The following is a 22,062-nucleotide window of genomic DNA, read 5'->3' as shown; positions in this document are numbered from 1 at the left end:
AAGGACGTATAGGTCTTTTGCTGTAGATTGGTTTTTTAATTTGACCTCGTAAGTAGTGTCTAACGGTGTTACGTGATAGGCCCAGTTCTCTTGATATACGACGAATACTCATGCCTTGTCGTTTTAGTACGTGTATTTCCACTGCAAGCTCCTGAGTTAACATGTCATCGATACCACACACTTAAGCTTAAACGGTGGTATTTTACTCAGGTGGGTCAAAATTCGATTGCTGCTAGTGGGTCAGTTTTACATTGCTGCTGACACCACGAAAACCTGCGCGTGTTTGCTTGAAAAAAACAGGGCCTGAAGACTCTATTTTAATTGCTGTTATAATTAGAAAGCAAATTGGAGAAAGTGCTACTAAACCAACTAGTGATAGTATTATATCCATTATCCTCTTAATCTTGAATGATGCTTTGTTTCGGAATTGCCAGTAAGTGCGTAGCACCTTTGAACGAATTAATGATGAGGTTTTTTTTAAAAAATTAGGTGAGCTTTTATTTGCCTCTTGAATTTCAACAATTGAGTTTTTAGCTTGCCATACTCTCCAGAGGAAAAGTGGATTTCCTATTATATATCGTTACCACATTCTTGTTGGTTCTTGAATTAGTCGCCAAATCCATTCAATACCGAGTTTGCGCATAAAAAATGGAGCCCTTGATACATTTTTTCCGTAGAAATCGAATAATCCTCCAACTGCAATATTTAATATAGTATTTAGTTTATGCTCATTCTGGCTAATCCATATTTCTTGCTTCGGGACTCCAAAAGCGACGAATAGAATGTCAGCACCACTTTGATTAATTTGATCGATAATCGCATCAGTTTTTGAGTCAGGAAAGTAACCATGTTGTTTACCAACAACATTTAATGATGGATAATGGTTTTCAATCCACTCTTCAAGACGCTCAACAGTGCCAGGCTTAGCCCCCAGCAGGTAAATTGATTTATTTTTTTCAGAAAAAAGTGAGCAAAAGTGAGGAAATAAATCTGTACCATTTAAGTTTTCAGTTAGACTTCCTCCAAGCATCTTACAGGCATAACTAACACCACTGCCATCAGGAAAAATTATTGAAGCTTTTTGTAGAGCTTTTTTATACTCAATATTACTGTATGACGTATTGATACAGTGAGCATTTATAAAGAACAGGTTGCTGTGTATAGTTTGATCTAAGATCTCACCTACTAGATTGAGGGCAGTTTGTAGATCTATATTTGAAAAGGGGATACCTAATAGATGATTTTTCTTTTCCCTTTTTTTTATGGATGTTTCATTTTTATACATTAGGCGTTCCTTTAATGGCTTTGACTATTTTGTTTTAAGCATTGTCAAATTCATTTCAAGGATTAAGCCAACTTTTTTTTTAGCTGTAACTCATTGATTTTTAATTTATGTTTTGTTTTTATTTCAGTTTGTGGGTATAATTATTTCAGCTTCTGAAATGTTTTTTTGAGAGTATTTGCAATTTCCAATGCAGCCTGCATTGCAGGCTTTTATTAATTATTCAGTAATAGCTTAGTTAAAACATCTTTTGCTATGGCCTATTAACACTATTTGAATCACCACTGCCACAGACTATTTATTTCGCCTAACAAGGCACAAGGAATGCCGGGTAGTCATTCTACATAAATAATTTTTAACTCAGCTAGCTGGAAAATAATCCCGGCCTGAAGGGTTGTGACGGTAAAAGCACTACTCATGGTTCATTTAGAACAACTAAACTTCATGCTTCCTGCACTTGATTTGAGCTTTTACTGTCATAACAGTGATACTCAAATAATGTTAAAAGACCCTAGCTTAAGTCCTGCTGAATTCTTTTTTTCTGCATGGCTCCAATGACCATACTGGCATGATTTTCTATTTTTTTATAAAGAGAAGGTAAAAATTTTAGTAGATAAGCTGCACAAATAGTAGTAACAGTTCTTGTGGGTTCATGGAAAATCATGAGCTTATGATTTTTTAAAGCCTGATGAGTTAACGAAACAGCAGTTGGACCATCTTTAAGCCTGATAGCTTGTCTTGCTAAGTACCTTAATTGATAAGCTCTAGCAACTTTTTCCCATTGTTGTGAGAATGATTTTGCATAGCTTCTTGTTTTTTCAGCTACTTTTTCCCATGATTCGAGCTGTTTATACAGTTGAGCTGAAAGACCTTCAGCATTCAATCTGTATAGGGTTAGAGGTTCAGGTATGCCTTCAATTTTCCAACATGTTTTCAGTGCCACTCGTAGAAAGCACTCTATGTCTTCTGAGCGGCGAAGAGTGGGATCAAAATAACAGCGCTCTGTTTTATTTTCGTGTACATGGTCAAATGCTATAGCATCAAGTGTTGCACGACGAATAACTGGAGCTGACCCATTACCGACAGGGTTTCTACAAAAAATATAACCGGCATCAATATTTTTTAATCTAGGCATCTGATAACAATGATTAGGCTTACCATTAACATCAATAAATGCTGAACGACTAAACGATAGTCCTATGTCTGGGTTATCAGTCAAATGTTGAACATGTCGAAGTAATTTATCTGGGTGCCACAGGTCATCTGAGTCTAAGAAGGCAATGAACTTACCTTGAGCGTTTCTTATACCGGTATTGCGTGTTCCTGCTAGACCTCTGTTTTGTGAATGATAAATGATTTTTATTCTTGAGTCTTTGAAGCGTTTACAAATGTTAATGCTATTATCGGGTGAGCAATCATTGACGATTAATAATTCAAAATTTGTGTAGGTTTGCTGTAGTACAGATGATATTGCATCTGCTACAAATGCTTCTACGTTATACACGGGCATAACAACAGATACTGTTGGCTCAGTAGTCGTTGACATGATTATTCCTCCCTTTATATTTTTTGCTCAAAAAATTTTAGGCCCGGACAAATTAATTGAAAGCTGTAATACACAAAAATACTTGCAAAGACTATTTGTGAGGTTAATACTCCCCAAGCAACATGGAGTAGACTGAATTGAGCAGTGCAGTAGATAAATAATGTATATATACCTGTAAATAGTGTTTGTGCTTTTGCATCTGTACTCGGTTTATTACAAGCCCTGAGAAACTGTGAACAGCTTTCACTGAAAAGTCTTGGAATTGCAGAAAGACAAAGTATTGAAATTAATGGTATTGCTCCTAGCTCTTGCCACTTTTCACCAAAAATAATGGGAACATAAAATGGTGCTAGTAACGCCTGTAATAAAATTAAAGGAGAAAAAGTCAATACAATGCGACGCATACTCGTTAACATTCGTGTAGCTATTGCCTGGAGCTGTCCTTGAAGCTCGCATAAATGTGGGTATATTGCATTACATGCTGCGCGTAGTAAGCCTTGGGATAGTCCTAAACCAGCATTAAAAGCAAAATAGTAAATCCCTAGAGCCTCTACGCCTAAAAGCCTTCCAATAATGAGGTAGTCAATATTGTTGCGTAATGCTGTTAGTAGATCGATCCAAATGAGATGTTTACCAAAGTGAAAAATTGAACGCCATTGGATCAATGAAAACTTATTTTCAGGCCTCCATGTGTGGTATTTACGCATTTGCCACGCCCAAAGCGGAACAACTAGCAATTTTGGAATGACTAAAGCCCATAATCCATATCCTGCAATGAGGAGTATTAAGGTGAGGAGAGCATCAATAACTGACTGGAGCACTTCTACATGCGCAATGATTTTTAAACGGTTCTCTCGAATAAGAAGGGCTGCTTGAATGGTACCTAAAGGTAAAAATACATAGCTAATTGATAAAACAATAATGGGTACCATTAAATCGCTATTGTCATAAAACCAGGCAATAGGCCAGGAAAGAGAAGCTTGTAAAATAGTTAACCCTAAGCATAGTAGCCAGTTTAGCCAATAACCAGTGTTGCATAAAATAGGTAACTCTTTCTCCTTGGCTTGGACTATTTTTCCGGATATACCACCATGAGAGAGTACATGAATCATTTCATTGATTGATAATATGAGTGCAACTAAGCCATAAACATCTGGTGCAAGCATTCGTGCAACCATTATAGTGCAAATAACTCTTAATAGGCGGCTACCAAATTGTGCATAAATCATCCAGAGTAAGTTTTGATTAAGCCGTTCTTGCAACAGTTTAGCTAAATTATTTCTAATGAATGTAACCATTAACAGTATACCTTTATTGCAGCATGAGTATTTAGGGTTGTGCAATAAATCTGAGCCATTTTTTTTGCAAGTTGAGTCCACGAAAAATGTTGTTGAACTCGGCTTTGACCTGACTCACCCAGTTTAAGTCTAAGTTCTGGGTTACTAAGTAGCTTCGTGATAGCATTTGCTATTGAGTTTGTATCAGGAGGAATAAGTAAGCCATCTTGTCCATCATGGATGACAGTTTGCATTACCTCAATATTCGCTGCAATTACTGGTTTTGCATAGTGCCATGCCTCTAAATAAATAACTCCTAAGCTTTCCTGGGTAGAAGGGACGCAAAGTAGATCGCAGGCCGCTAATGCCGAACATTTTTCTTTATCGCTTGCGTTAGGAATAAGTAATAGTCTGGAGTCATTGATACTGTTGAAAAACAGCTTTGATTTATCAGTCTGTGGTCCCATAAAAATAAATCGTGTTTCAGGGAATTTATGCCATACCTGGTGAGCAGCTTCAGCAAGCTGTTGGTATCCTTTTGTTTCAACATGACGACCTAAAAATAATATACTCGGAGCCTGTTCAATATTATACTTTTTTTTGAAATGCTCAGGGTCGGGATTATTAGAAAGTAAAGGTCCAACAGGGCAAACATGGGTCTTCGTTGGGTGTGCACCTCGTTGAATAAGCCATTCCCGCTCGTAGTGAGTCATTGCAATAATTGCATCAGCCTGACGATATATTTGAAGAAAGCGTGATGAAGACCAGCCTTTTCCTTCCTCTGTATGAGTGTGTGCTAAAGGGGTGAAGACAAAAGGAATGTTATGCTGCTTCGCAACCTTTAAAGCTTGTTCTGCAACACAGGTCATTCCATTGTATATGACATGGATAAGATCTTTGCCTGTACTTAATTGAGTTAAAGCTTTGTAACTTACTGAAGAAAAGAAAAGGTCATAAATAGGCCGAACCAAGCGAATTTTTGGGTGGAATAATGAAAGTGTTTTTAATAGTGGTCTACGCCATGAGGTTGGAGCTACTTGGTGAACAGGTATTTGTTGGTCATGGATTATTTGGCTTTTCGCTGTTGCACAGGCTTGCTCATTTGGGAGAGAGCTGCAACTGTTATGGTTAAGCACAGTGATTTCTGCATACGAAGAAAGGTAATGTGCAAGTTCTCGTGTATGTAGTTCAGAGCCACCTACGGCAGGCCAGTAACGAGGGATGCAAATCAGTGTTTTCAATTTATTCATGACTATACCTTGTTTTGAGGCTCGGCTGTTGATGGATATGAGGAGGAGCTAAGTTTTAACTGCTGTGCAGTACAATGAGCTTGACCCATACTCAAAAGTGCTGGCCAAATTAAGTAAGCGAGAATTTCTAAGTTTTCCCCAAATGTGTAGAGCATTAAGATAGCTGAGGAGGCAAAGCCAGTTTGAATATATGGGTGTTTAAGTGCTTTTCTACCTAATGAGAAGAGTGAGAAAACGAGAGGAATGGCTAACGCAAAAAAGCCAATAATACCTTTCACAAAAAGTAAACCGTACCAGCTATGGTGACTGCCAATAGGCATATACTCAACTAAGTGTGGACCACGTTCGACGATACCGTGTCCCCAAATGGGTGCTTCACTTTGCCAGCGTTGTATAGCGATATTCGCCAGGGTGGCCCTAACACGTGTAGAGTCAGCCCTTGCACTCTTGAATGACTCCCAAAAGTTTGAACCAAAATCAATTATTGAGGCTCCTGATAAGGCAAAAATGAGAGAAAATACTGCGCCAAATAATGTGCAATAAATACTGAAAGCTATACGAAGAAATATGGGAAGAAATGCGATGCATATAAGTGTTACAGCAGCTAAACGTGACTGTGACATTAGAATCATGAGAATACTCGCGCTAATTCCAATTATTCTCCATTGATTATTTTTTTCTTGAAGTGCAAACAAAAAGAAAATATTAGCAACAAATCCTAAAGCGGGTGCCCAAGGTGTAAATAAACGCCAGCGGGGTAAACCACTACCGGGGTCAATTTCATAGAGTGAAACTGCAAAAAACTCAGGACCAGGGCCGCCAATGACTTTGAGTGGTGAAACATAAGGTGTATCAGGAAGACCAACTATCCATGAAATAATAAACACTGGGCATAACAAAAGTGTGTGTAAACATACCTTCATAGCGGCACGGTAAATTAATTCAGGACGAATTGGCAACATACCTGCCAAAATAAATAATGCGAGTAAGGCCCATCCTTTGGCCCAGCCAATTGATGATTTAATAAGCTTGCCAGTGCCCAGCTGCCAGTCTAGATGGCCTACAATTAAAGCAACTAACATGGTAAGCATACCTATGATCCAAAGTATTATCCCAAAAGGTATTGGTGAACTCTTATTGGTTAAAAGCCACTGACGAAAAAAAAGAAAAAAAAGTAGCCAGGCAATCACCGGTCCGCTGACATATAGTGCACCGATAAAATAAAGGGGGTAGGTTGCAGTTAAGGTAAACCAGACTATCCGCTCTGCAGTATTTTCTGGAGTAACCTCTTGCGTATCCATAGTGTTAGTAATCCAAAAGTAATAAATAATGTTGCTGCTGTCCCACCAATAAGTGCAAGTTTTATATGTAATTTATCAGCGCTATCAGGAAGCGTTGGTGAGGCTAATATTTGTATTAAAGGGTAAGAAGCAAAGCGGTCTACTTTGCCAATATCTTGCTTTGCTAGTGCAGTGGAAAAAACTGTAGTCGCAACCTGTTGCTTACGGGATAATTCTTCAAGTTTGATAGCATCTGCCGCACCATTTTCAATTCTCTTTTTCAGGTTTTCTATGTTTAAACTGAGTTGTGAAAGCTGCTTGTTTACACCAACAGCCTCTGCCATAAACTGTGCGAGTTTTTCAAGTAAAACTGCTTTTATATCTCCACTACCAATTTCAATTAAACGGTTACTTGTAAGGTTGGTATTCTTAGTTAGTTGATGACCTCTTTGAGATATAGCCATGTTAATTGAACTAAGTGTTGCCTGTAGCTGGTTTAACTTTGGATGTTTATTTCCCCAAGTAGCTTTTGTAATATCAATTTGAACTTTCAACGTGGCTTGGCGATCAAGCTGTGCTTGAAATAATGTGTCATTCCTGAGAGTAATTGCGTAACTTACTTCTTGTGGGGTAAGTTTAATACTAGAAAGAAGTTGTTGTATTTGACCTTGAAGAAATCGTTCTCTCGCTTTAAGTTTCTGCTGGGTAGATACGTCATACTCCATTTGTGTTACTAGCTGTTCAAATTGACCTACTGAGATGATACTATTACGACTTTGAAAGTTAAGTTTTTCTAGTTGGGTTTGCTGTAATTTATTTCCAAAATCTTCGATTGATGACAGACTAGATCGTGTGATACGAGTCACCTCATCATTTCGTAATAATTCTAGTTGATTTTGAAGTGCTTGATAAATCGCTAATGATTTATTTCGAGCTTGCTCCGGCGAATCACCTTTTACCTTAAATTGCATGAGTGACGTTTGGTCAATAAGTTTAATACGCGGTTTACCAAACTTACTTAGTGGAATATCTAATGTAGCTGCGGCTTTAGAAAGCACTGTTTTGCTTGTCACAATTTCACGGTAATTGACCAGAGGGTCTATTGACGTGTTAGTAAAAGGGGAGGCAATATTAGCGGTGGCCTGTCCGAGGCTATCGAGGTTTACAGCATGCCCACTTCCTGCACCGGGCATAATTAATGTCCATTCACTCGTATAGCTAGGGGGAGTAAGTATCAATAATAAGGAAATAGGTATCCATACTAATGACAAACTTAACAATAAAATAAAAGAATATATAATGAATCTTTTTTTGGGAGAAAAATTCGATCCAAATACAATCAGTCTATATAAAAAACCATGAGTTTTTACAGACCCTGATGGTATCTGTCTAGCATTATCAGTATTTAGTTTAATGACTGATTGATTCATAGTTTAAATATTGATACAGGTATTAAAATATCTAAAATAGTTCGACCGATGTCTCGGAAATTTGTAATGGTAGAGTCATAACAAACAATATTATCGTTAGGCATTAAGTAAGGATTAATGTCAAGACGTTCAGGGTTCTTAATTAAGCCTTCAATTTCTCGTTCGATAGTAATAGGTTGTTGTGTTACTGGTGATTGCGTGACTAAAATCGCATATCTATCGCTATTTGTTGCACCTGTACCACCAGCACAGTTACCAGAAACGGTAGCGTGTAATAATCTGGAGCCATAAGGGAGACTGGTTGAGTCTTTTGAGATTGCTGAATTAGCATTACTTGTTGCTGGTACTGAGAGGTTAGAAATATAGACACGAATACCTGGTGGCGTTATAGCTGAAGGTTGCATTAAGGCTTGTTGTGGGGCTCCAGCATCTGGAACAAAGATCTGGTCACCATCCATAAGAGGAACTTGAACAGAAGAGTTACCTAAAACTAGGCCCGAGAGGTCAATTTGATAAACTATTTTACCACGTGTTAGCTCTATTCTAGAAATATCAGCGTTGGGTCTTACTCCCCCTGCAGCGCGTAATGCGCTTGGTAACATACGATTGATAGGTAAATTGCCACTTAACTGAGGTTGAGCTTGGTTTATCTCCTCTGCTGAACGTTGATTCACTATGTGTAGGCCCGGTTGAAATACGGCACCAGATATATAGATATTGGCAGGTGCCCATTGAACAAGTGTTAATGATATTTGAGCCATACCTTGACGAAAGAACTTTCCTTTTTCTAATGAATCGTTCACTTTAGATTCAAGTTCAGATAATGTCAGTCCTGCAGCTTGAATAAGAGGTAGGTACGGAAACTTAATTTGACCGTCAATACCTACTTCATAAATGCCGTTTAGTAGCTTGTCTTCACTGCTTAATTCTCTAAGTTGTAAGTCACTCAGAGAAAAAAGACGAATTCGATCTCCTGCTGATAGCATTGGCCGAGCAGGTGGGGGTGAAGTAGTTTTGGTATTTGTGATTTTTACAGATGTGTTTTTTAAATATGAAGGATGCAGTGAAGGGCTAACATATTCGGTGCTGGATAAAGGAATGTCAAGTAGCTTAGAATGCCAATGTTGTTGGTCATGGGACTCATCTAGTTTAGGAGTTATACATCCGAAAAGAAACGACAATTGTAATGAGAGAATAGAGCTTTTGATAATTTTAAATAATGTCATCGCTAAATCCCTTAAGCTTTGTACACCCTTATTACTACTTTTTGATCAAGTCTTATTCTAAATAGTTCTTTCGGTAATGGGTGGTAATTAATAGTAAATAAAAAAATTAGAGTGTTTTGTTAAAGAATTATCTACTTATTAATGTAATATTATTTAAAGAATACTTAATGTTAGTTTCGATGATATGAAAACCCATGTCATAACTTTTAACTCCCGGAGACCTCTACGCACACTAATATTAATCAATAATTATTCGAAGGGTTAGGAGTATAACTTAATAATCAATCAATTAACTTTACCTCTGCATTTATATAAATAATTTTTAAACATTGCAATTTGCAAATCAAATAGAGAGTTTTCGCAAATTGCAAATATATTAACTTGTATTTATGTGATGAATAGTGCGCAAACTAAAAAGAAAACTTCAACGTTTCGTAAGCCTTTATCACTCTTGAGCCAGCTTCTACACGCGCTTTTAACTCATCAACTTGAAACGGTTTTCTGATGAAGTCATCAGCACCACTATTAAGTGCAGCTAATGTATCATAAATAGCACACTGACCTGAAAGCATGATAAAGTAAGGACATGATTTTGACTCAATCTTAACATGGCGCAAAAGTTCCATTCCATTCATAATTGGCATGCGCCAATCACAAATTATAATTCCAATAGGATTTAGGGAAAAAGTTACAAGTGCATTTTCACCATTTCTAGCTGTGTGGCAATTATAGCCTTCCTTGGTAAGTATAGCCTCTAGTCTGGATCTTTCTGGGGGGACATCTTCAACAATTAAAACTTCTTCCCATAAATTTATGGGTTTTACATGGTTTTCTAAGTTTATTTCAAAAGAGTTTCGATTTGTTTGAAGATTCATTGCCAAATCCTTGTGTTAGTCTCTAATAAAATTTTGTATAACTGTAGGTTTTATAATTGGAATAGTATGTACTGCAACCACTTGTAGATGCTGCATTATTTAGGCCAGATAAAAGCAGAATAAGAAAGCACTTTATTAGCGATGTTTAGGCAAGGTGTTTTGGTTGAACTTACTTGGGTTGTAATTATGCATTGCAAATTGCATTGCAATATAGAATGTCGAAATTATAAGTAAAGACGGAGCTAATTTTGGATATTAAAAGTTTTTTTTCTTATCCCAATGTTGTTTTTTACGATATATAGTGGAAGGGCTTACTTCTAAAAACGCAGCAGCACGCGGTATGTTTCCATTACATTTTATTATGGCAGAATCAATTATTCTTTTTTCTTCTATCCATAAAGGGAGTATTTCTTGAGGGTTATGTGGAGTAGTCTCACTTATTTCTTCCAAGTTAATTGTTTCATTGTTACCTGAGGTGGTGTCTTCTGATATTTTGGTGAATTGTGAGTCAATAATTGACTTTTTATTACTTATTGATTCCAGCTTTTCAAATTCCTGGTGATCATTAAATGGTGACGGTAGCATGTCAATAGTAATAGTGTTGCCTTTATTTAAAATAACAGTATTTTGAATAGTGTTACTTAACTCTCTGACATTACCAGGCCAAGGATATTTCAGAAATAATGATTCAACCTCTGGGGATAAAGAGGAAAAAGATTTTTTTTCCTCTTTGTTATATTTTCTAAGAAGGGATTTTGCAATCAATAGACAGTCATTACCCCGTTCTCTCAGCGGGGGCATTTGAATAGGAATAACATGTAACCTGTAGTATAAATCTTCACGAAACCGACCTTCTCTAACTTCAGTTAAGGGGTCTCTATTTGTAGCACAAATAAAACGTACATCAACGCTGACTTCACGATTACTACCTACAGGCTGAAAAGTTCCAGATTGAATGAATCTAAGAAGCTTACTCTGAAGGTCTAAAGGCATTTCTCCGATCTCATCAAGAAATAAAGTGCCTCCTGAAGCTCTGGAAGCAGCACCTTCACGAGAAGTAATTGCACCAGTAAATGCTCCTTTTACATGTCCGAAAATTTCACTTTCTAATAAATCTCTTGGAATTGCTGCGCAATTTAAAGCAACAAATGCTTTCTCAGATCGATCACTTTCTGGATGAATGGCTTCTGCACATAGCTCTTTTCCTGTACCACTTTCACCTGTTATAAAAATTGTTGCATTACTGGAAGCAGAGCTTTCAATAATTCTGTATACACTTTGCATTGAAAGTGATTCACCTATAAATTGGTGAAATTGATTCCGGTTACAATTTTTTTCATACTCCTGGACAATATCGCTTAGTCTACGCTCTTTGAGTACATTGTTAACAGTTACAATAAGTCGATTACGGTCAAATGGCTTAGTAAGAAAGTCATTTGCTCCTAATCGCATTGCTTCTACTGCGGTATCTACTGATGAGTATGCTGTCATCATGATAGTTGTTATTCTGCTATCTCTTTTTCCAATTTCCTTTAAGATATCTAACCCTGAAATATCAGGTAGATGAACATCAAGTAAAATTAGGTCAAAACTCCTTTCTTCAATAGCGGCAAGGGCATTCTTTCCTGAGTGAACGACACTTACTTGATACTCTCCTTCCAGGTAGTGACAATAAACCTGAGCAGTAGACTTACTATCTTCTACAATGAGTACATGTTGACAAGCTTTTTGATCCATCGTATTTTAGAACTCCTACACCTTTAAATATTTCCTTTCTTTAGATGACTCTTTCATTTTAGCTATTATTGTTTAAATACTGTTTATAACTATTTTTTGTACTTAAAAGTACAGTTCGGAATTGTTTACCTATAGTATCAATTAAGTTTATATCATAGTCTCTCGCAGCATACTCAAGTTGCATAGCAATTTTTTGTAATTTAGATGCACCAAATGTGCCACTGCAGCTTTTTAAAGCATGCGCTTCTTCGCGTATAGCATCAAAATCTTTAACATCCATAGCTAAATCAATTGAATCAATACGTGTATCTAGCTCGGTTACGAACATATTCAGTAATGGAATGAGTAATTCTTCTGAGGTATCTTTAATAAGTTGAATCAATATTTTTTGTTCAAGTATTGGTTCATTGTCAAACTCATTTTGCCAGTTTGTGTGTTCTTTGCATATTGATGATGAGGGAGCATTTTTATCTTTTGTACATCTTTTAATAGCCTCAACTAAATGATCTACATCGAAAGGTTTACTCACAAAATCATTCATTCCTAATGACATACATTTTTGTATTTCACTTTTTTCAGCATTAGCTGTAAGTGCAATAATCGGTGTTTTAGAGTTTTTATGAGAATTCTCTCGAAGTGCCTTAGCTGCTTCGTAACCGTTCATTTTCGGCATTCTAATATCCATTAATATTATATCAAAGGTTTCTTTCTCTGCTGCTTGTACAGCTTCTTCTCCATTATTGGCAGTTATAACCTCAAATCCACGACTTCTAAGCATTTCACCCGCTACCAACCTGTTTGCAGCAACATCTTCAACTAACAATAGTCGACGACCACCATTGATTTGATTATTATTTTCTGAGGGTGAGTTAATATCATCTTCGGATGAATTGATGCTGTGATAAAGATAATTCAGGGAAAAAGGTTTTGGTATTCTTGTAAATGATGAAAATGGAGAGTTTAACTTTGACCAATCAGCACATACACAAAAGCAGTGATCTATTTTTTTTGGAAGCCATCCTGTATCTAAATTTTCTTGGCCTTCTTGAAATAACACATTAGGTGTTTTTTTATCAATAACTAATATGCAGTTATCGAGTGAAATATTATTATCTAATATGGCATGTTGTAACTCATCTAGGGATGAAAAGCTTGAGTAAGTACTGCTAATTACTCTTGCTTGTGTAGCGACTTTATTTCTTAATGACTTATTAGGAGAAATAAATAAAAATGAATCATATATAAGATGATTTGGTTGTATAGAGCTATATTCTATAGTGACGGGTATTATGAAAGTAAAGCAGCTACCTTTCTTGGGTTCGCTTGCAACATATATGTTGCCATTTAAAAGTTCTACTAGTTTTCGAGCAATAGTCAATCCCAAACCAGTTCCGCCATAGCGGCTATCAATAGTAGCATCAACTTGCTCAAACTCATTGAAGACACTGGGTAAGTTTTTATTTGGAATTCCTACACCAGTATCAAACACAGAAACTTTTAATGCAGTTTTTCCAGAGTTTAATATTACAGGTTCAACTGTGACTGAAACGAGTCCTTCTCTCGTGAATTTGATTGCATTATCAACTAAGACATTAAGTATTTGACGAAACCTAACTGGATCAGTTGTTATTTGGTTTATGGTGAAGTCAATGAAGTATAATAGTTCAACTTTTTTTGATTCTAAGCGTGCTTGTGCACTATTGAGAACATCTTCCAAAAGAGAAAATAGGTTTGTTTTGTCTGAAATTATAGACAGGTGACCTGCTTCAATCTTAGAAAAGTCGAGTACCTCATTAATAACAGCTAAAAGAGCTTGTCCACTGGTTTTTGCTGTTTGTAATAATCGTAAATGACTAGGTTCATTTACTCGTTCTGAAATTAAGTTTACTGAACAAAGAACAGCATTTAGTGGAGAGCGAATTTCATGACTCATATGTGAAAGAAAGCGTGATTTTGCTAGAGATGCTTCCTGTGCAGTATCACGGGCTGCAATTAATTCTGCTTCTGCTTGTTTTCGTTCGCTAATATCTCTTATAAAAGCTGTAGCAAGTCGCTCACCATTAATTTCTGTTGCTACTAAGGCTAACTCAACAGGAAATATTTTTCCATTTTTATTAATAGCTTCAATTTCTACTCTATTACCAATTAATGGTCCTTTGCCTTCTATTTTGAAACGCTTCATACCATTGCGATGTGGCTCGCGCATTTCTTCTGGGATAAAGTAATTCTCCATTAATTGTCCCATAATTTCTTCACGTTGCCAGCCAAATAATTTTTCTGCTGCGGAGTTGTACTCTTGAACATATCCATCCATATCAACCGTAACCATTGCATCAAGGCATGCATCAGTTACCATAGATTTGATTTTTTCTGATCGATTGATTTCTGCTTGTAGTTTTTTTTGGGGGGTTGAGTCTCTTAATAAAGCGATAAAGAAATAGTCATCATTGAGGACTATTTTTGACATAGAAGCGTCGATATTTAGGTAGCTACCATCTTTCCGACGTCCTATAACTTCGTGTGTCGTATTAAACTCAAACTTGCTTTCAAAAGAGTCATCCCCATGGCTATCGAATCTTAAGGGATATTCTGGAAATAGAAGAGAGAACTGAGTACCAATAAGTTCTCCATGAAAATAGCCAAATAAGTGCTCTCCAACAGAGTTGACATCCTCAATAACGCCAGAACGAGTTATAGTGATAATACCATCACGAATGATGTTTAAAATTGACCGTAAGTATATTGAGTTGTTAAATAGAGTACACTCGTTTTCTGGTTGTCTTGATATTTCTTCTGTATGAGATTTATCATATGACATGTAGCGCACATCCCGGTTAGGCTGTTTGACAAAATAAGACATAGAACCTAGGAGATATTATTTAACTATCCTTTTTTCATTAATTCAGTTTAGCTGTGTCACTCTTCAACAGATAATTTGAATAGTAAAAGTAGTAAATATGTCAGTAACTCCGTACTATGGAACATTTGTTTTATATATGTATGGTATGTGACTTCTTCATTTGATAGATCATCAAACCCTTAAGTTAATAGTGACTTCCATCAAAAGTTCATGCGGAATATGCTAATCACCATTACAAAATTTCAATATCAGAAGTTTATAGGTCATTGTTGTTTAATAAACCCATATGAGTTGGCTTATTAAACATCCAGCTGTTCTTGGCGCAGCTCGGATAGCAACGTCTCTTTACCTTCTGATTGGACGTAGTTCAAAAATGTGTTTGCAATAATTGAAAGTTGCTTGCCTTTTAGCCAAGCAAAGTACCAATGAGTTTTAATAGGAAGCGGCTTGATGGCTAGTTCCACCAGACCTGCACGTCCTCCAAAGGCTAAGGTATGAGCAGAAAGAATTGATATCCCTAAGCCCGACATAACCGCATGCTTAATTGCCTCATTACTTTCAATGGTCATTTTGAGGTTCAGTTGTATTTGATGCTCTTTCATAAATTCTTCGATGGCGAAACGTGTTCCAGAGCCTTTCTCTCGCATTAAAAAGGGAGCATCACTAATGGTTTCAAGATGAATTCGTTTTTTGGCGGTTAATGGGTGATTTTGAGGAGCGATGGCCACAAGCGGGTTAGGTAAAAACTCAATAGTTTCCATCTCGATATCTTCAGGTAAATGGCTGAAAACATAAAAGTCATCCATGCCTGCACTTAAACGGTCGATCACTTGTTGTCGGTTAGCGACTTTCAGCTGTATATCTATGGCAGGATAACGTTCACAAAAAGGCCCCAACAAGTGCGGAATAAAGTACTGAGAGGTTGTTACAACAGCTATTTTCAGTGTGCCGGCTTTTAGACCTCTTAAGTCAGATAACTTGGTTTCTAAGTCGATAAAGCTATTAAGCACATCTTTAGCCGTTGTTGCTAGTGCGTGTCCTGCATCTGTGAAGACTAGTTTTCGACCAATCTGTTCGTAGAGAGGCATATCAATGGTTTCAGCTAACTTTTTGATCTGCATCGAAACAGTGGGCTGCGTAAGATAGAGCATCTCAGATGCTGCTGTAATGCTGCCTCCTTCATAAACAGCAAGAAAGATCTCCAACTGACGTATTGTTCCTATATGTGCATGTAGTCTTGAAGTCATAAGTAATGTTAGTAATAGAGTGTTAGTGTATAGAGTATTATCTATTCAAATAAGTTTACTAGAGTTTTTTTTCTATATATTACCTTGTGCATAAAGTGGAGTGATGTCAACTTAAATTCTACATACTGCAAAGTTTATACAGCCATATCAAACACTATGTTATTGAAAGTAAATATGAAATCGAAACATTATCTTTTAGTGCTATAAAATACTAATAGGAACTTTCAATATATAGACTTTTATCTATATAAAAATTAAAAAATATCTATTTTTATCTAACTTTTAACTGGTACATGATATTAACAAGTATCAGGAGCAGGCTGGGCTTTAACTTGTAGTCTAAAAACAAGTAAGCGTAGGTACTGCACGATATTATTTGATGTTTTAAGGGAGAACATACTATGACATTTAGCCGACCAATCGTTTTTAGCGCTGTTGTCGCCATGAGTTTGATTCTAGTAGGGGTGTTATTGGCGAGCCTAAACGTTATCAGTTGGGCTTTGGCGTTAGTGGGTGTTTTGTTATTGGTTGCTAATTTGTTTAATGCAGTAGCATTAAAGCCATCAAACGAAATTCCTATGGTAAGCCGTTCAACAATTGCTAATAGTGCCGTACGTTCATAATTAAAAGTGGAGGAAATATGCCGTTTGATGTCGTGGTTGCATTTTTCATTCTGGGCGTTGTTGCCAAATTAATGCGAGCCGAATTAACCTTTCCTAAAGGACTTTCACAAACTCTCACCTTATTTTTAATGATCGCCATTGGTTTAAAGGGTGGGGTGGCTCTTGCTGACCATGCGCATACCACTTTAATTACTCAGGCATTAGCGGTTATTGCTTTTGGGGTGGTTTTACCCTTTATTGCCTTCCCCATTCTGACTTATTTTGGCCAGCTATCAAAAGTGGACGCTGCTTCAATTGCCGCACACTATGGTTCTGTGAGTGTAGGGACTTATGCAGTTGCGGTGGCAGTACTTGACTCGCAGTCGATTGCTTATGAAGCATATTTTCCACTTTTTGTGGTGTTACTTGAGCTTCCAGCAATTGCTGTAGGTGTTTTCTTAGCAAAAGGAGCTTCATTAGGCTCTGAACGAGGTAAACTGCTGCATGAAATATTTTGCAGTCAAGGGGTTGTTCTTATGTTGGGAGGATTAATCATTGGTTGGATGTGGGGAGAGCAAACCCAACAGATAATGCCTTTCTTCAAAGAGTTATTCCATGGCATTTTAGCCTTATTTTTACTGGATATGGGGTTAGTCGCAGCGAGCCGTCTCAGTTCTCTTAAATCAACAGGTTCATTTATTGCGACCTTTGGTGTGATCATGCCACTTATTGGTGGCTTGCTTGGTGGTTTGTTGGGCAACCTATTAGACTTGAGTGTAGGTGGAATAACGCTACTGGCTGTTTTGGGCGCTAGTGCTTCTTATATTGCGGTACCCGCAGCGCTTCGAGTAGCTCTACCAAAAGCTAATATGAGCCTATCAATTACGGCTTCGCTCGCAGTGACTTTTCCATTTAATGTTTTGGTAGGAATTCCAATTTATATCAGTTATGGACACTGGCTAGCTATACTTGGTTAGCGTCAGTTTAGAAATGACTGGAGATAAAAGAGAGGCTTGATTATGAATATTCAAAAAATTCTAGTACCAATTTCTCCTGAACAAACAGTAACCGAGCGTTTTCACCAAATATTTCAATTTGCAAACAAAAAGAAAGTTTCAGTGACATTACTATCCGTTATTGAGCAAATTACGCCAAATTGTGTAGCTCAGTATACCCAGCAAGCATCTTGGGAAATACTCGATCAGATTAAAAACGAGCAGCAAAAGAAACTAGAGAGTGACGTTAATGCGTTAAGTGCACAGTATAAAGATTGCGCATTTAATTATGAGCTGGTATCAGGAATTCCTTTTGTTGAGATAATAAAAAAGGCTTCAGAAGGAAAATTTAATTTAATTGCCATTGATGCGGGTCGAGGTTACAAAAGTAGAGCGGCACAGTTCGGAAGTACTACACGCCATTTAATGCGAAAATCTCCAACACCGCTCTGGACGGTAGTCTCTGACTATCAGGCTAAAATAAACCGTGTGTTAGCAGCTGTTGACGTAGCCGCTCCAACAGATGATGGGCTTGAGTTGAATAAGAAAATAATATCATGTGCAGCTGCATTCGCTGCTGCTAATGAAGCAGAGCTTTATGTTTTTCACGCCTGGCGTTTATTTGGAGAGGGATATTTTCGATCATGGGGAAGGTTAAGTGAGCTTGAAATTGCTGAGTATGCACTTAAGGAAAGAGATGCTCGTAATGAAAAGCTGACTGAGTTAACACGTCCAGTAGAGGAAGCAAAAATTACATTACATCAGGTGTTAAGTGAGGGTGAGCCTGAGGAGATATTACCCGCGTTTATTAACCAAAATGGTGTGGATTTACTAGTGATGGGCACAGTATGTCGCACAGGTATAGCTGGCTTTCTGATAGGTAATAAAGCTGAAAATTTATTAGATGCAGTCCGTTGTTCAGTTATTACGTTAAAACCAGAGCATTTTGACTCACCTGTTTTAGGCTAGTTAGAGTTTGCTGTTGTTAGTTTCAACCAGATAGTAAGTATGCATTTGAAGTATAGTATTGCAGAGGGTGATTTGAGGCAAGTTAATAAGAAATGTAAATAAATACTTAATTAGAGGCATGATTCTGTGAAAGTAGATACGCAAGATAAGTTGATTTTTAACTTGCAAAAGTCGATACATTTTGCTGTTAGAATTCTGGCAGTACTAATGGTGTTTGTGATTATCATGGGTGTTATTGATGTGGGCTGGACTTTATATCAAAGACTGGTCTCTCCGCCTTTTTTAATTTTAACTATTACTGATATGCTTGCGACATTTGGTGCATTCTTGGCGGTATTAATTGCAATTGAAATATTTATTAATATCACAGTCTATTTACGAGATGATGTTATCCATGTCAAAATTGTCATGGCAACAGCATTAATGGCAATAGCTCGAAAAGTGATCATTATGGATCATGAAGAGGCGGATCCATTTTATATATTTGCTATTGGTATTGTTATTTTGTCGATGAGCATTGGTTATTGGTTAATTCACCGTTTACCGAGCAAAAGCCATCAAGAAGAAGTATGATTCATGGTTAACTATATTAAGAGAGCATTTTAAACTGTTTGAAGACAATTATGGCTCCCCAAATAATAGAAGATATCATAATAGTGGACCCTAGAAAATGAGCACCAACAGCAATTGCTTGATCATACTGTAATAAACCCGTTTCGGTTAAAAGATACTCCCAGTCATGAAACCCATATGGCGAAGAATGCCCATAGTTCCCTCCTAATAATAACAATTGACCCGCTCTGGCATCGTTAATATAAGGTGCTATATCCAAAAAATTTTCACCAAACCACCAGGCGCAAATAGATGAAGCAAATGTATTATGCTGTTTAATTAAAAAAACATAAAAACAAATTAGTGGGATGGCAAGTTGACCTAGCGTTCCACCCAAAGAGGTCATAAATTCTCCAAAAGGACGAAAAATAACATGGCCTGCCTCATGAAAGGGTAAATTTATTAAATGCAAAAATGAACTGCCAGCAGCATTGCTAGCAATTGAATAAAAAATTAATGAAAATCCCCAAATACTTATTATTATCAGTAGGGCCGCTCGACTGTATACAGAAAGGCTATCCACTTTGTTACCTGGATAGAGTAAAATTTCTCTAATTGATATATTACTTTGCTGAGGGATTGGCTTAGGAGAAGTAGTTGAGCAATCTTTTGAAGGAGGATGATATTTGAAATACTTTTCAAAAACCACACCGCAGTGTATGCAAGTTGTGTTTGTGTCATTTTGTTCAACTTGGCACTTTGGACATTTCACAGTTTGTTCTCTCAGGCTTTCATGCTAATAAGGGTTATGATTTCTTTAAGTGTTAACAGGCCCTCGTAAAATAATTATTTATCAAGCATTCATCTATCTTCTGTATTAATTATAATCCTATACTATACTTAGTACGAATTTAACGATTAATATGTGAGAATGAAGATGCCTCGTAAGAAAGTAAAGGTAAATGATTCTGTTGAAACTCATCAGTCTATTGAAGCTCAAGTCGATGAGTTTATTAAAGCAGGTGGAAAAATCACTCAAGTGCCCCGTGGGGTAAGTGGTAGACCTTCAATGGGAAAAGATCAAGCTGCTTTAACGAAAAAATAATTAAATAAAAAGTTACTTTATTTTAATTAACGATGTTCATCGGCATGGATACAGATAGGCATGTGTGTCTTAGTCTTCTAAATTATTAATTTATTGCATTTTGCTTTAAATTTATAAACAATTATTATGCTCGTTGAGTATACACTTTCATGTAAATTCTTTTCTGCGATTAAAAACCTTCTGTCAATCAGTTTTTTACTCTCCTCATTTATACCCACAGTACAGGATATACTTCCTGACTATATTTGTTAGCGCTTATACCTCTTATCATGTGAAAGTATTGCTGCATCAAACAGGTTTGGTTAAATATTATCCTATTTTCAGGCGATGCTGGAAAGGCAAAGTTAAAACAAAATTGTTTATTTTGCACTGACAAATTATCATTGCATCCTTGCAAGCGCGAATACATGAGAGTGGTGATATTGTGTACTCGTGCTGTTCATATGTATAGTGTTGGAATTTAGGACAGATTGATTATGAAGTCAGCAGTATTGGTCATTGATGTACAATGTATCCTATTTGATAAAGAGCCAAGACCTTATGAAGCTGATGAAGTTATACAACGGATAAATGCTATTACCCATCAGGCAAGATGTTCAAATGTACCTGTTATTTTCATTCAACATGAGCAAGCACACACATTACTGGAGTACAGTAGTGAAACATGGAAATTACAGTCTAACCTCAGGGTTGAAGGAAATGACTATAAAGTACGCAAAACAACGCCAGATTCATTTTTACGAACTGATCTTGCTGACCTTTTGTCTGCATTGAGCGTGGATAACTTAATAATTTGTGGTTATGCCTCAGAGTTTTGTATCGATACTACGGTACGTCGTGCGGCTGCATTAGGTTATAACGTTCAGCTCGTGGCGGATGCACATACGACACATGATAAAAAGCATGCAGCAGCAAAATATATACGAGAGCATCACAACGCAACACTTTCTGGGATTTCTAGTTTTGACACTAAGATTTCTGCTGTTGCTTCTGAAGCAGTTAAATTATAACGTAGCGATGGTGAATAGAACTTAAATCTTTATGGGTAGATTTTGGAGATGATTATTGGAGAGCACCATGAGTGATGTTTCATATCCTATTACAGGATCATGCCAATGTGGTAATGTAACCTATCAACTGTTGGAACCACCTACACACGTCATAGCTTGTCATTGTCGAGCGTGTCAAAAGTTGTCGACCAGTGCTTTTAGTATCACGGCTGTAGTTAACGCTGACTCTGTTTCCTTTTATGGGGAAATGAAACAGTGGGAACGGTTAGCAGATAGTGGTAATAAAAACTATGCTAAGTTTTGTCCAAATTGTGGTAATCGTATTTATCACTTTGACCCAGATAAGCCTGATGTCATTAAACTAAAGCCCAGTACGTTGAGTGATACTCGTATTATTAAGCCAACTGTTCATGTTTGGGTGAGAGAGAAACAAGCATGGTATCAGATACCTGATGGAGTCAAGCAGTTTGAAACGCAGCCAACACTTTGAGTTTGAGACTATCGGTTTATATATAAGGTGTTTTTAACACATGGGTTGATTTTATTGTTTTTACTTTTAGAAGGTGTCTTAAAAATCAAAATTTAAGCAACTCTTTTGACTAAAATATGCAGCATAGCAATGTGAATCATTGCCTCACTATTTCTCGTTAAAACTTCATAATCTTTAGAATGACGCCTATAGTTGATTAACCATGAAAAAGTACGCTCAACAACCCAGCGTTTTTTTACAACATTAAACCCTTTACCCGCTTTTTCAACGACCTCAAGTATTATGCTACGAGTGATTTCATGGGACTCTTTTACCCATTCAACGACTGG

At 36.9% G+C, this 22,062-nt stretch carries 22 protein-coding genes; 7 read left to right on the top strand and 15 right to left on the bottom strand.

Translation table 11 applies throughout. From position 1 onward, the window contains the following. The 13 genes from F607_RS33630 to F607_RS0116375 form a co-directional block, all read right to left on the bottom strand. The coding region (locus F607_RS33630; protein WP_157365503.1) for a helix-turn-helix domain-containing protein at positions 1–163 on the bottom strand (163 nt) is incomplete at its 3' end. Between the two features lie 69 nt (positions 164–232). Continuing rightward, entirely contained in the window at positions 233–391 is a 159-nt protein-coding gene (locus F607_RS36120) for a sugar transferase (RefSeq protein WP_084611289.1), read from the bottom strand. 189 nt (positions 392–580) lie between these two features. Further along, positions 581–1,285 carry a WecB/TagA/CpsF family glycosyltransferase gene (locus F607_RS30130; RefSeq protein WP_051311562.1) on the bottom strand — a complete coding sequence of 235 codons (705 nt, stop codon included), beginning with the start codon at positions 1,283–1,285 and terminating at the stop codon, positions 581–583. A gap of 508 nt (positions 1,286–1,793) precedes the next feature. Next, positions 1,794–2,828 carry a glycosyltransferase family 2 protein gene (locus F607_RS0116420; protein WP_038291622.1) on the bottom strand — a complete coding sequence of 345 codons (1,035 nt, stop codon included), beginning with the start codon at positions 2,826–2,828 and terminating at the stop codon, positions 1,794–1,796. A 14-nt stretch (positions 2,829–2,842) separates the two neighbouring features. Next, positions 2,843–4,126, bottom strand: coding sequence for a lipopolysaccharide biosynthesis protein (locus F607_RS30125; protein WP_038291621.1), 1,284 nt, complete (start codon positions 4,124–4,126; stop codon positions 2,843–2,845). Next, complete coding sequence (locus tag F607_RS30120) at positions 4,126–5,355, bottom strand: glycosyltransferase family 4 protein (protein WP_051311561.1); 1,230 nt, start codon at positions 5,353–5,355, stop codon at positions 4,126–4,128. Before F607_RS30120 ends, F607_RS30125 begins: the two co-directional genes overlap by 1 nt. Before the next feature lie 2 nt (positions 5,356–5,357). After that, positions 5,358–6,656, bottom strand: coding sequence for a capsular biosynthesis protein (locus F607_RS30115; protein ID WP_051311560.1), 1,299 nt, complete (start codon positions 6,654–6,656; stop codon positions 5,358–5,360). After that, the gene (locus F607_RS0116400) at positions 6,611–8,065 is read right to left on the bottom strand and encodes a GumC family protein (RefSeq protein WP_027708966.1); all 1,455 of its coding nucleotides are present in this window, start codon (positions 8,063–8,065) and stop codon (positions 6,611–6,613) included. The genes F607_RS30115 and F607_RS0116400 overlap by 46 nt, the downstream gene beginning before the upstream one ends. Continuing rightward, positions 8,062–9,291, bottom strand: a complete 1,230-nt coding sequence (locus tag F607_RS30110) for a polysaccharide biosynthesis/export family protein (protein WP_051311559.1) — start codon at positions 9,289–9,291, stop codon at positions 8,062–8,064. Before F607_RS30110 ends, F607_RS0116400 begins: the two co-directional genes overlap by 4 nt. Before the next feature lie 410 nt (positions 9,292–9,701). Then, on the bottom strand, positions 9,702–10,166 hold the full coding sequence (locus F607_RS30105) for a response regulator transcription factor (RefSeq protein ID WP_027708965.1): 465 nt from the start codon (positions 10,164–10,166) through the stop codon (positions 9,702–9,704). 255 nt (positions 10,167–10,421) lie between these two features. After that, on the bottom strand, positions 10,422–11,903 hold the full coding sequence (locus tag F607_RS0116385; protein ID WP_027708964.1) for a sigma-54-dependent transcriptional regulator: 1,482 nt from the start codon (positions 11,901–11,903) through the stop codon (positions 10,422–10,424). Between the two features lie 58 nt (positions 11,904–11,961). Beyond that, a complete protein-coding gene (locus F607_RS0116380) occupies positions 11,962–14,721 on the bottom strand; it encodes a PAS domain-containing hybrid sensor histidine kinase/response regulator (protein ID WP_169719813.1) in 2,760 nt (919 codons plus the stop codon). Positions 14,722–15,062: 341 nt separating this feature from the next. Next, entirely contained in the window at positions 15,063–16,010 is a 948-nt protein-coding gene (locus F607_RS0116375; RefSeq protein ID WP_027708962.1) for a LysR family transcriptional regulator, read from the bottom strand. A 401-nt stretch (positions 16,011–16,411) separates the two neighbouring features. Here F607_RS0116375 and F607_RS0116370 point away from each other — a divergent pair, with 401 nt between their 5' ends. The 4 genes from F607_RS0116370 (at position 16,412) to F607_RS0116355 (ending at position 19,149) form a co-directional block, all read left to right on the top strand. Next, on the top strand, positions 16,412–16,633 hold the full coding sequence (locus tag F607_RS0116370; protein ID WP_027708961.1) for a hypothetical protein: 222 nt from the start codon (positions 16,412–16,414) through the stop codon (positions 16,631–16,633). Positions 16,634–16,650: 17 nt separating this feature from the next. Then, positions 16,651–17,589 (top strand): sodium-dependent bicarbonate transport family permease, encoded by a 939-nt coding sequence (locus F607_RS0116365; protein WP_027708960.1) that lies wholly within the window; start codon positions 16,651–16,653, stop codon positions 17,587–17,589. Positions 17,590–17,631: 42 nt separating this feature from the next. Continuing rightward, positions 17,632–18,576 (top strand): universal stress protein, encoded by a 945-nt coding sequence (locus F607_RS0116360; RefSeq protein ID WP_027708959.1) that lies wholly within the window; start codon positions 17,632–17,634, stop codon positions 18,574–18,576. Between the two features lie 126 nt (positions 18,577–18,702). Beyond that, entirely contained in the window at positions 18,703–19,149 is a 447-nt protein-coding gene (locus F607_RS0116355; protein WP_027708958.1) for a phosphate-starvation-inducible PsiE family protein, read from the top strand. A 16-nt stretch (positions 19,150–19,165) separates the two neighbouring features. Here F607_RS0116355 and F607_RS0116350 read toward each other — a convergent pair whose 3' ends face one another. After that, entirely contained in the window at positions 19,166–19,837 is a 672-nt protein-coding gene (locus F607_RS0116350) for a zinc ribbon domain-containing protein (protein WP_230400422.1), read from the bottom strand. 228 nt (positions 19,838–20,065) lie between these two features. Between F607_RS0116350 and F607_RS34705 the strand changes: the two genes are divergently transcribed. The 3 genes from F607_RS34705 (at position 20,066) to F607_RS0116335 (ending at position 21,733) form a co-directional block, all read left to right on the top strand. Further along, positions 20,066–20,233: a hypothetical protein gene (locus F607_RS34705; protein WP_165773222.1), complete on the top strand. Its 168-nt coding sequence runs from the start codon at positions 20,066–20,068 to the stop codon at positions 20,231–20,233. Positions 20,234–20,709: 476 nt separating this feature from the next. Beyond that, entirely contained in the window at positions 20,710–21,243 is a 534-nt protein-coding gene (locus F607_RS0116340) for a cysteine hydrolase family protein (RefSeq protein ID WP_027708956.1), read from the top strand. 67 nt (positions 21,244–21,310) lie between these two features. Beyond that, positions 21,311–21,733, top strand: a complete 423-nt coding sequence (locus tag F607_RS0116335) for a GFA family protein (RefSeq protein WP_027708955.1) — start codon at positions 21,311–21,313, stop codon at positions 21,731–21,733. 92 nt (positions 21,734–21,825) lie between these two features. Here the strand turns inward: F607_RS0116335 and F607_RS0116330 are convergent. Further along, positions 21,826–22,062: transposase (locus F607_RS0116330; RefSeq protein WP_157365478.1), on the bottom strand; the 237-nt coding region annotated here is incomplete at its 5' end.

Source organism: Zooshikella ganghwensis DSM 15267 (genome assembly GCF_000428585.1).
GTDB classification, from domain to species: domain Bacteria; phylum Pseudomonadota; class Gammaproteobacteria; order Pseudomonadales; family Zooshikellaceae; genus Zooshikella; species Zooshikella ganghwensis.
This window is presented reverse-complemented; position numbering and strand designations above follow the sequence as displayed.